Source organism: Shewanella sairae, from assembly GCF_023283535.1.
Taxonomy (GTDB): Bacteria; Pseudomonadota; Gammaproteobacteria; order Enterobacterales; family Shewanellaceae; genus Shewanella; species Shewanella sairae.
The window spans coordinates 24,826-35,952 of record NZ_JAKILT010000055.1 but is presented as its reverse complement, the minus strand read 5'-3'; the positions used below and the strand labels follow the sequence as shown (position 1 = coordinate 35,952).

The window sequence follows — 11,127 nt, the reverse complement described above, 5'->3', positions numbered from 1 at the left end:
AAGGCATAGTGCGAATGGCTATCTCAGCCCAGAAGCATTCGAACTAAAGAGCATTGCTTAGTGCCGTGTCTAGTTTTAGTACTAGAGATCAGATAAGGGGAGGGCAACGTTAGGATAATGCAGCTACGAGATGAGAAATTTTAGATACAAAAAAGCCACTCATTGAGTGGCTTTTTTGTTTTTATGGTGCCGGCACCAAGAGTCGAACTCGGGACCTACTGATTACAAGTCAGTTGCTCTACCAACTGAGCTATGCCGGCTTATTTGCTTAACAAGTTACTAAGTAAATAGTGAAACTCATTAATAAATGTTGGTGCCCGAACCCGGAATCGAACCAGGGACACGAGGATTTTCAATCCTCTGCTCTACCGACTGAGCTATTCGGGCAACTAAGTATTACTTAAGTAAACCTTAGATTTGCTACTACAAACTAGTTGACTTAAAAGCCCGTCTCGTTTGGAGTGCGCGTATAATATAGCGGTGTTTAAAAAGGTGCAAGTGCTTTCTAGCGTGACTGGGTAACAAATAGACGTTTGAAGGCGTAGGTGGTTATTTTTGCGCTAATATGTCGTATATTTCTGCGTTGCGGCCTGTTTTATGCGAGGTTTACTTGAGAGGCTAGTGGCTGGCGTTATAAGGATTAGAGGGGAAGCGCTCGAGAAAGCGCGCTTAATCGACAGTTTCTATCATCGTTTATTAAGCAGAGCATTGTTTAGGGCTTATTCTTATTTTTGGTTAAGATTGGTATTAATCGATAGATTGGTAGATATAGAGATCTAGTGGTCATCTAAAAAGACTTTAACTCATTTTATCACTGATCTTGTTACAGGTTTTTAGGTTGAGCTTTTTAGAGGAAAAGGATTGGGAGTTTTTTACTTGATTCAAATCTTGTCGGATAACAGCTGACCCGCATAGGACTATGTCGGTTCGCTGTTCGGCAACAAAAAGTCGAGTCGTATCAATACCTGCTCGGTGAACAATTCTAGTTTGGCAAGAAGTTAACTTGAGACCGGCTAATAAATACTTTTTCTGTAGAGACAGAGACAGTATAGATAGATAAATTTTAGATACAAAAAAGCCACTCATTGAGTGGCTTTTTTGTTTTTATGGTGCCGGCACCAAGAGTCGAACTCGGGACCTACTGATTACAAGTCAGTTGCTCTACCAACTGAGCTATGCCGGCTTATTTGCTTAACAAGTTACTAAGTAAATAGTGAAACTCATTAATAAATGTTGGTGCCCGAACCCGGAATCGAACCAGGGACACGAGGATTTTCAATCCTCTGCTCTACCGACTGAGCTATTCGGGCAACTAAGTATTACTTAAGTAAACCTTAGATTTGCTACTGCAAACTAGCGGACTTAAAATCCTGTCTCGTTTGGAGTGCGCGTATAATATAGCGGTGTTTAAAAAGGTGCAAGTGCTTTCTAGCGCGACTGGGTAACAAATAAGCGTTTAAAGGCATAAAAGTTTGTTTTAGCCCGTATTTGTACGTTATTTCAACGTAAGTGTTTGTTTTTGGTAAGTGACTTTTAGTTAAATGAGTTCGGTGGTCATGCATGAGCAGCTAAAGCTGGTGTAATTAACACCAGCTTTTGTCAATGTATTATATGGTCGCTCTGTACCGAGCCCTGAGAAAACAGCAAATATGTTTTCATTGGCCTTTTTTGAAAAGAGAAAGGAGTAATGAAGCATATTCATGGGGTGATATAAAAAGTTCACTATTACCTTAAGGGCCATTAGGTGTAAAACAATTTAATGAAAAGGGAAGGTAGTTATACTAGCTAGGATGTAATACTAATTAGTATAAAGATTTGGTCGCCATTCTGGAGCGTTTTTGGCTGCCTACTTCTGCGTTGAAGAGCTTCACAAAGGAGCTACCATTCTTTCAGTTGTTCGCCTTGAATTAGTTTGCCAATAAAGCTCTGAGTTAATCGGAGTTGCGTGATTAAGGGGAGGGCAAAGTTAGGGTGATGCAGCTACGAGATGAGAAATTTTAGATACAAAAAAGCCACTCATTGAGTGGCTTTTTTGTTTTTATGGTGCCGGCACCAAGAGTCGAACTCGGGACCTACTGATTACAAGTCAGTTGCTCTACCAACTGAGCTATGCCGGCTTATTTGCTTAACAAGTTACTAAGTAAATAGTGAAACTCATTAATAAATGTTGGTGCCCGAACCCGGAATCGAACCAGGGACACGAGGATTTTCAATCCTCTGCTCTACCGACTGAGCTATTCGGGCAACTAAGTGTTACTTAAGTAAATCTTAGATTTGCTACTCAAAACTAGCTGACTTAAAAGCCCGTCTCGTTTGGAGTGCGCGTATATTAAAGCGGGAGATATTTTCCTGCAAGTGCTTTTTGTAATTAAACGGCGTGTTCGGCTAGTTTGTGCGCAAAGGCGGTGGTTTGGGGCAGGAAACAGTCTAAAAAAGACTAAACAAACAGCAATCAATTTGAGTGATGGTTTTATTACTGGATAATGTAAGAGGAATTTTGCTTTGCTTTGGTCAATAAAAAGCCGCTTTATAAGTTAAGCGGCTTTTTATTTATTAGCTAGAGTCGTCTAATGGTAATTGTGATTACTCATCATCTTTTTGCGGAACGTATCCTTCGATCTCTACATCTTTACCTTCGAACAAAAAATTGACCATTTGTTCTTCAAGAAACTTGCGATCATCAACATTCATCATGTTCAATTTCTTTTCATTGATCAGCATAGTTTGCTTTGATTGCCAAAGAGCCCAAGCTTCTTTACTCACATTATCAAAAATACGCTTACCTAAATCACCTGGGTAAAGCTGAAAACCTAGGCCTTCAGACTCTTTATTCAAATACACGCAATTTACTGTGCGAGCCATGATTACTCCTTATTTAATACAGAACCTAAGTCGGCCAAAATTCGCTCAGTAGCGGAGGCTAAACCAACTTTAGGTGGATGAGTTAAGTTATACCAGACCGAGGCTGCTTGTTCCATGATCTGATTGTCACTATGGCCACTCACGCGAACCAGCACTGGCTGGATATCGAGATGAAAGTGGCTAAATGTATGCCTAAAACCTAGCAGGTCTTGTTGTATTTCAACGTTAAGTTGTTGCTCTTCTATATAAGAGTCTAATTCTGCTCGATGACTAAATTGCGGAAAACACCACAATCCGCCCCAAATACCGGCTGAAGGGCGTTTTTCTAAATGAACTTGTTGTTGATCTTCAATAACCAATAACCAAGCCGATTTTTCTGGGATTGTTTTCTTTGGTTTTTTGCCTGGGAATTCACTTTGGCGCCCGCTTAATTGGGCTTTACAGTCTATGGCGACGGGGCAGAGAGGACAGTTGGGTTTTGAGCGGGTACAAACTGTCGCACCAATATCCATCATAGCTTGATTATACTTTTGAATATCTTTAGCCGGCGTTAAGGTTTCGGTCATTTGCCAGAGCTGTTGTTCAACCGGTTTTTTACCCGGCCAGCCTTCAATTGCACCATGGCGCGCTAATACGCGTTTAACATTGCCATCTAAAATTGGAAAATTAAGTCCAAGCGATAAAGATAACACGGCACCAGCTGTTGAGCGCCCAATTCCTGGAAGTGCTAATACCTGCTCAAAATCCGTTGGAAATTGACCATTATATTCTGCCAGCATTGTTTGAGCGGCTTTATGTAAGTTACGGGCGCGAGCGTAATAACCAAGCCCAGTCCAATGGTGCAGAACTTCATCTTGGTCCGCTTTAGCTAAGGTTTCGATATCTGGAAAACGGGCAATAAACTTTTCAAAGTAAGGAATAACCGTTGCTACTTGGGTTTGCTGCAGCATGATCTCAGAAATCCATACTTTATATGGGGTTTTGTTTTGTTGCCAAGGGAGTTGTTTACGACCAAAGTTGTCGTACCATTCGATAATTCGAGTTGAAAAAGCAGCGGTAGTTTTCATCGGCGCAGTGTAACTTTAGCCTTGGTGTTTAACAAGGCAGATATTGACGTATGTCGGTTGTCTGAAGCGTATATTGGTACTTTATTTATCGCAAAGCAAAGCCACAGTTCGCACAAACTGAGATTCTTGGTATAATTTCGCCACAATAAGGCTTGCACTGAAGGTTTAACTTTGGATAATGCCTTTCTTTTTTAAATAATAGCTGTCTAATGCTAGCGCAGCCTTAAGCGAGGGCGAAAATGAGCGACGTAACAACCGCTGAATTCAATGAAGAAGGTAAATACCTTCGCAAAGTCAGAAGCTTTGTATTGAGAGAGGGCCGCCTAACCAAAGGCCAAGCTCAAGCAATGGAGCAGCAATGGCCAATAATAGGCCTAGATTACACTCCTGAGGCGATTGACTTAGTTGAAGTGTTTGGCCGCGAAGCGGATACCGTGCTAGAAATTGGTTTTGGAATGGGCGCATCTTTAGTTGAAATGGCTAAAGCAGCACCAGAACTTAACTTTATCGGTATCGAAGTACATAAGCCAGGTGTTGGTGCTTGTCTAGCGGAAGCTGCGGAAGCGGGTGTGACTAATTTACGTGTTTATCACCATGACGCAATTGAAGTGCTAGAAAACAGTATTGCTGAAGGTAGCCTATCTCGCGTGCAACTATTCTTCCCAGATCCTTGGCACAAGAAGCGCCACCATAAGCGTCGTATCGTTCAAGCGCCTTTTGCTGAATTGATCCGTAGCAAGCTTAAAGTTGGCGGTGTTTTCCATTTGGCAACAGATTGGGAAAACTACAGCGAACATATGTTGGAAGTGATGAATGCTGCACCTGGTTATAAAAATCAGTCTGCAACAGGTGACGTTGTTGAACGTCCGGACCACCGTCCACTGACTAAATTCGAAGCGCGTGGCCACCGTTTAGGTCATGGTGTTTGGGATCTTATGTTTGAGCGCGTTTAAGCACTCAACAAAATATAAACTTTAAAAATAAGTTATCTAGGAGAACAACCATGGCAGCAAACCGTAGCCGTCGCTTACGTAAAAAACTACGCGTAGATGAATTCCAAGAGTTTGGATTTGACGTTAACTGGACATTTAATGAATCAGTAACAGAAGAGCAAATTGATGCAATCGTTGATCAGTTTATCCAAGAAGTGATTGATCCTGCCGATCTTGGTTACCACGGTGGTGGTCATAAAGAGTGGGAAGGTATCATCGCTACTCAAGGTATTGGTAAGTGCACCGAAGAAAACCGCGCTGCGGTTAAAGCTTTCTTTGACGCGCAACCTGTATCAGACGTCGAAATCGGCGAGCTTTACGATATTTGGTGGGGTTAATGCCTGAATTGGCATTACTTGAAGAGGTCGTCGAAAAAGTTCGACCTCTTTTAGGACAAGGTAAAGTTGCTGATTATATTCCAGCGCTAGCCGAGGTCGATGCTAATAAACTAGGTATTGCAGTGACAACCGCTGATGGTGTCACTATTGGGGCTGGAGACTATCTCGAGCCCTTTTCAATTCAGAGTATCTCTAAAGTATTTAGTCTGACTTTAGCGTTAATGTTGTATGAAGAAGACGAGATTTGGTCACGAGTAGGGAAAGAACCCTCAGGCCATTCTTTTAACTCTTTAGTGCAAGTAGAGCTAGAAAAAGGCGTACCACGTAATCCTTTTATTAATGCTGGCGCATTAATTATTGCTGATCTGCTACAAAGCCGGCTTGGCGCACCTAAGCATCGTATGCTCGAAATTGTGCGTGGTTTAAGTGAGAGTCATCGAGTCAGTTATGACAAGGTGGTTGCAGCATCTGAATATCAACATAGTGCACGTAACGCGGCTATTGCTTATTTGATGAAGTCATTTGGCAACTTTAATAACGATGTCGATACTGTACTACATAGCTATTTCCACTACTGCTCATTACGTATGAGTTGCGCGGATCTATCTCGTGCAATGTTTTATCTTGCTAATTCAGGTAAGAGCCTTGCAGGAAAACAGCTCGTTAGTCCGGTGCAAAATAGGCAATTAAATGCTTTATTGGCTACCTCAGGTCTATACGATGGCGCAGGAGAGTTTGCTTATCGTGTTGGTATGCCAGGTAAAAGTGGTGTCGGTGGTGGCATCATCGCGGTGATCCCTGGTGATATGTCGGTTTGTGTTTGGTCGCCAGAGCTCGATGCAAACGGTAACTCCTTAGCAGGCACTGCAATGCTAGAAGCATTGAGTCAGACTTTAGGGCGCTCCATTTTTTAATTCTGCTTACTTGTTTTACAGTACCTATCAGTTTTGCTATTTAGCCAATTGTTAGTTTAATTGGCTAAATATATTATTTCCCCAATTGCTCAATTCTCGTTCTAATTACCAACAAAGTTAATGCATACAGTCTCTTAAAAGTTGTGGCACGCTCTGTGCTTTATCTTAGTCAAGATTGAATAAATCATTTAGATACTAAGCGATAAAGGATTAAAGCGATGAAAAAACTACTGACCTCAGTTGGGATCACTGCAGTACTACTATCAACCTCTAGCTTACAAATTGTGGCGGCTCATAGCGACCATGATATGAGTAGCGAATGTGAAGTCATGCTGAATTACGACGTCACAGTAGAGCCGAAAAAGTTAACCATTAGTGAGGTGGGTGATGAGAAATACCGTATCGAAATGGACAAACTATTTGTTAACGGTAAGCAAGTTGAACTGAGTCATCAACAACGAGCACTCGTCGAACAATATTCACAGCAAGTTTCTTCACAAGTACCAGAAGTGATCTCACTAGTGAATGATACGGTGTCAATCGCTTCAACTGCGGTAAGCTTGGCGCTTACTCCATTACTTGGTGATAGTGGTGGAGACAAAATTGATGAAATGATGGCGGGCCTTGAAGAGCGTATTGAAGAGGTTGCTTACCAACAAGGTGACACCTTTTATCTAGGCGCAACAGAGTCTTCACTTGAAGATGCTTTTGGTGAAGAGTTTGAAAAAGAGATGGAAGAGCTGGTTCAAAACTCTTTGGGAACCATGATGATGTCACTCGGCGCGCAGATGATGTCTGGCGATGGCGATTCATTCGAACAAAAAATGGAGTCATTTTCGGTAAAAATGGATTCTATTGGTGAAGAAATTGAGCTACAGATTGAGCAGCAGGCCGATGATATTGAAGCCCGCAGTGAAAAGCTATGTGAAAACTTTAAGTCTTTAATCGTTTTAGAAAAGCAGTTACGTACAGAAATTCCAGAATTAGCAAACTATCCCTTGGTCGAAACAGCAAATGGCACTTTATTAGAGTAAGTCTAATGTAAGTCAATCTTGCTGGATTAACCTGTTGCGCTTAACCGTCTTGCAACGCCCCCTGCATCCTACCTTTTTGCAGGGGCTTTTCTGTTCTCCCTCCTTTTTATCGTGAGTAGCCTTTTAGCGTATAGCCCATCGAAACGACATATTTGATGAGTTATGGCGTTTTTTTGGTATACTTCTAAAAATAAAAGCAAAAACCATTTATTGGTTAAATAATACAAACTCTACTCTAGCGTACATATATTCACTTAAGATATTGTTTTATAATTAAAATAGAATGTCTTAGCGATGGAAGTACTATTACTGTCGTAAACACCTTAAGGCGATTTACATGTTAGAACTTTTAGAACCAATCGCAATTTTTACTCATGTGGCTCGGGCGGGCAGTTTTAGCTCTGCGGCGAGAAAGTTAGGCATATCAAAGTCTAAAGTCAGTACTCAAGTTGCAGACTTAGAACATAAACTGGGTGTTCAATTAATCCAACGTACTACTAGAAGCTTGAGTTTAACTGAAGCCGGTCAACTGCTTTATGCGCAAGGTGAAGAGCTGTTAAGGGATGCTGACCAAGCTGTGGCGAGTGTTCATAATCTTAACGACGCTACTCGAGGTGTATTGAAAGTCGGTATTTCGCAATCTTTCGGTACCATGCATATTATCCCTGCGTTGCCAGAATTTATGGCAAAACATCCAGAGCTTGAATTACAAGTTAGTCTTCTTGATCATAAAGTCGATGTCGTTAGCGAAGGGCTTGATCTATTACTGACTATGTCAGAGCAATTGCCGCTTGGTATGGTGGCAAGACCATTAATGAAGTGCCAGTTTCTATTAGCGGCTTCACCATCTTATGTTGAGAAACACGGCGTACCAAATAGACCTGAGCAACTGGTAGATCATAATTGCTTAGTTTATCAGGGCGAATGGCATGAACACAGCATCTGGCAGTTTAAACAAGGTGACGATTACTGTGAAATAGGCGTAACCGGAAACTTTAGAGTCGATAATGCTCCAGCGTTAAAGTCTGCTGCGGTAAGTGGTTTAGGAGTTGTCTATCTTGCAAGTTACTTACTTGAAGATGAGCTTGAAAAGGGCACGTTAGTTCCTATCCTAGAAGACTGGCAATTAACTCATCACTTGCCTTTACAGGCTGTATATCCAAGACGTAAACATCTTGCACCAAAGGTTAGTGCCTTCATTGATTTCATAAAAGATCATATCGGCACACCGCCATATTGGGACACGCCATTAAAAGAGTTGTATGCAAAACGTAAGTAAAATGGGGAAACATTGTTTCATAGTAAAGACAATGTAAATCCATACTAAAGTAGAAAAGACTTATAAGTATAAAATTCAGCTGTTTACCTCGCTAAAATACTTGTTTAGTTAAGGCGAAATTAAGTCTTAGCTAAACAAGTGTAAATCATTTCAATTGCAGTTTGTTCTCAATTTAATACAATTGCAGCCAGTTGATTCAAAAGCTCTGAGTCCTAAACTGCAATCGAGAATGACCCCTCTTTATTGTGTTTACAGAGCCGCTATAAGCAGTTTTGATTCAATGCTGACAGAGCTTTACGAACTAAAACAATGTCAGCCTTAAAACCATCATCCTAATTTTGGTTTACCCCGGCTTTCACCGGGGTATTTTTCTTTCTAGGCTTTATTAAAACTCTAGCTTTCCTTTCTATTTCTGCTACTTCAAATAGTTACATAATTTCTTATCGTAAAAGAAACATAGCGAGTGACGAGCTACTTGCATCATAAAGCACTTGAAAGTGTTGGCTTTATAGCTTTAAGCTGCTTACTTATCTTCAGCAATAGTGACATGTATGGCATAAAGTCATTTATTTTATGAGACGAGTATTACATTGAATAAATTTATTAAGACATTTTTCCCTCGTATTTTAGGCTCTGTAACTAAAAGCTCTGATGTTGAAACTGAACTTTTAGATATTGAGCTTATAGAAAAAAAAGATACTGCTTCTACAGAGACGCTTAGCACTTGTTTAGCCTCTAACGAATATTCGTTTCAGCACCACGGTTTGTTTTATGATGGGCTTATACAGGTACAAGTGATTAAGCGTACCGGTTTTAATACTGACGTTATTAGTCAGTTTGAACTGCTTGAAACTCAAAACTGTGAGCTATTGATTGCCGAGTGGCTTGATAACCAGCAGTTTATCGCTGTTGACTCAACAGGGCGGATTTTTAGCTCGAGATTTAATGCTGCGGAACCGAGTAAACAGAGTCTCTCTGCCATCGCATCACTCGGTCTATATCCAACCAAGGATGCCTGTATCAGCAATGGTAAATTATGGATAGTGGGGGCGCCTAAAGGTGGACGACGCAGTGCAAGCTCTTTGTATTGTGTCGATATAACAGCTAAGAATTTAAATGTCAGTCATTTTGAGCTTAATGATACTGCCATTAGCAACTACGAAATGCCGTTTAAGTTTGTTAATGACAGCATGGTGTGCGTCCAAGGTACAGAGTTCGTATTCTATCAGCGTGAAAAGCGTAGAACGCATCAACTTGTCAGTTTTAATCCAATGACTGAAGAGACTCAGATATATCCGCTTCAAGGTCAGCCTGCGCCCGAAGAGATCTCTGTGCGTAATACCTTTTTTATGGATAAAAAGCGCGGCGTTGCATTACTTGCTAACACAGAAACACTCAGTGTCTTAGAGTCTAGTGATGAGAACCTCCGCTTTAACTTTGAACTGCAGTTTATCGATTTTAAGCAAAAAAAAGTACTGTGGAGCCATAAAGTCAGAGTGCTTGAAGCTGCACAGATTTGTGCAGAATATCAGGCTGAAGACCTTATTGAATCATTGACGGCGATTGCGGCGGGGGACACCAGTTCTGAACACCATGACGAGTTGCAAACGTTTATTGAATGTCTTACGTCAGCGACTATTTCAGCTGATGGCAACAGTGTTTGGCTGGGGTGGCAGGACGGTGTTGTACAGCAGTTATCGTTAACTGGCGACTCTATATTGCCATTGCACAAGTTGATGAAAAATAATGGCGATGGTAAACAGCGAACAGTACAAGTATTTACTCATGAGCCTGTTGTGATTAAAGGCCAAATTGATGATCAATTGATCCTGGCTGTTGGTGAAGATGAAGATGCGGTCATTTGGCAAGTGGAGCTGTTTGATAAACAAGCGGTGAAACAAGTTAAGAGTACAGGGAGCGTGGTTAGTCAGCCCTATAGAATCACTGAAGAACTGCATGAATGCTCAACCAATAGCGTGGTACCAACAGTATGTCAGCCTTTAGCGTTAAACTTGGTGGTGCAGGCTAGCTTAACAGAAGTCCCAACCTCTAATGGCCAAGTTGATATTAGTCTGCAAAATGTCAATGATACTGCAGCTAAGATAGCGTCGCTTACAGAGCTTAACGCGCTTATGCCAAAACTCGAATCCCATTATCTTAAGAGTGGCCAGACATCACTATTTTTTGGGTTTGTGGCTCAGCATGTTAACGGCTGTGTTGCGCAAAGTGAGTACGATTTGTTTGCTACAGCAGCATATGATGAAAAGGGGGCTGAACTGCTTGCCAGTATTATTAGGCAGTTTGCTAAATGGAGCTGCGCTGCCGATTTATCTGGGTTGAAAGGCGCGCCAATAATGGCTGATGCGGTGCTAGGCTTAGCCGATAAAAGGCAGCATTTAGCGACGCTTGCCGAATACTTCATCGCCATTGGTGGTCAAGAGCCCATCCATCAGTTTCATGTAAACAGAACCATGATGGTGATCCGTGAGCAACATGCTGACACGCCTGAGCTAGCGGATTTTATGGCTAAAGTGCCATGGCCGTGGAATGATGCGAACTTTAGCGTGCCGAATGTCGGTGATTATGACTAATAACGACTCCAGATAAAAAAGCCTCGTCAGCAATAACTTGCAGACGAGGC

Annotated in this window: 8 protein-coding genes and 6 tRNA genes; 6 read left to right on the top strand and 8 right to left on the bottom strand. The window is 41.5% G+C overall.

What is annotated here, in order from left to right:
• Nucleotides 1–184: 184 nt before the first annotated feature.
• The 8 genes from L2748_RS18915 to mutY all read right to left on the bottom strand — a co-directional run bounded on the left by L2748_RS18915 (nucleotide 185) and on the right by mutY (nucleotide 3,929).
• Nucleotides 185–260, bottom strand: a tRNA-Thr gene (locus L2748_RS18915).
• 51 nt (nucleotides 261–311) lie between these two features.
• Nucleotides 312–387 (bottom strand) — tRNA-Phe (locus tag L2748_RS18910).
• Nucleotides 388–1,107: 720 nt separating this feature from the next.
• Nucleotides 1,108–1,183, bottom strand: a tRNA-Thr gene (locus L2748_RS18905).
• 51 nt (nucleotides 1,184–1,234) lie between these two features.
• Nucleotides 1,235–1,310: transfer RNA gene (locus L2748_RS18900), tRNA-Phe, on the bottom strand.
• 731 nt (nucleotides 1,311–2,041) lie between these two features.
• Nucleotides 2,042–2,117 (bottom strand) — tRNA-Thr (locus tag L2748_RS18895).
• A 51-nt stretch (nucleotides 2,118–2,168) separates the two neighbouring features.
• Nucleotides 2,169–2,244 (bottom strand) — tRNA-Phe (locus L2748_RS18890).
• Nucleotides 2,245–2,583: 339 nt separating this feature from the next.
• Nucleotides 2,584–2,862 (bottom strand): oxidative damage protection protein, encoded by a 279-nt coding sequence (locus tag L2748_RS18885; protein ID WP_220781906.1) that lies wholly within the window; start codon nucleotides 2,860–2,862, stop codon nucleotides 2,584–2,586.
• A 2-nt stretch (nucleotides 2,863–2,864) separates the two neighbouring features.
• Nucleotides 2,865–3,929, bottom strand: coding sequence for an A/G-specific adenine glycosylase (gene mutY, locus L2748_RS18880; RefSeq protein WP_220781905.1), 1,065 nt, complete (start codon nucleotides 3,927–3,929; stop codon nucleotides 2,865–2,867).
• A gap of 239 nt (nucleotides 3,930–4,168) precedes the next feature.
• On the opposite strand from mutY, the gene trmB reads away from it, so the two are divergent.
• The 6 genes from trmB (at nucleotide 4,169) to L2748_RS18850 (ending at nucleotide 11,077) form a co-directional block, all read left to right on the top strand.
• On the top strand, nucleotides 4,169–4,882 hold the full coding sequence (trmB, locus tag L2748_RS18875; RefSeq protein ID WP_220781904.1) for a tRNA (guanosine(46)-N7)-methyltransferase TrmB: 714 nt from the start codon (nucleotides 4,169–4,171) through the stop codon (nucleotides 4,880–4,882).
• Nucleotides 4,883–4,932: 50 nt separating this feature from the next.
• Nucleotides 4,933–5,259, top strand: coding sequence for a YggL family protein (locus L2748_RS18870; protein WP_220781903.1), 327 nt, complete (start codon nucleotides 4,933–4,935; stop codon nucleotides 5,257–5,259).
• Nucleotides 5,259–6,173, top strand: coding sequence for a glutaminase B (glsB, locus tag L2748_RS18865; protein ID WP_220781902.1), 915 nt, complete (start codon nucleotides 5,259–5,261; stop codon nucleotides 6,171–6,173). Before L2748_RS18870 ends, glsB begins: the two co-directional genes overlap by 1 nt.
• A 218-nt stretch (nucleotides 6,174–6,391) precedes the next feature.
• The gene (locus L2748_RS18860; RefSeq protein ID WP_220781901.1) at nucleotides 6,392–7,207 is read left to right on the top strand and encodes a YggN family protein; all 816 of its coding nucleotides are present in this window, start codon (nucleotides 6,392–6,394) and stop codon (nucleotides 7,205–7,207) included.
• 337 nt (nucleotides 7,208–7,544) lie between these two features.
• Nucleotides 7,545–8,486 carry a LysR family transcriptional regulator gene (locus tag L2748_RS18855; protein ID WP_220781900.1) on the top strand — a complete coding sequence of 314 codons (942 nt, stop codon included), beginning with the start codon at nucleotides 7,545–7,547 and terminating at the stop codon, nucleotides 8,484–8,486.
• Between the two features lie 590 nt (nucleotides 8,487–9,076).
• The gene (locus L2748_RS18850) at nucleotides 9,077–11,077 is read left to right on the top strand and encodes a hypothetical protein (RefSeq protein ID WP_246616188.1); all 2,001 of its coding nucleotides are present in this window, start codon (nucleotides 9,077–9,079) and stop codon (nucleotides 11,075–11,077) included.
• The last annotated feature ends 50 nt before the right edge of the window (nucleotides 11,078–11,127 follow it).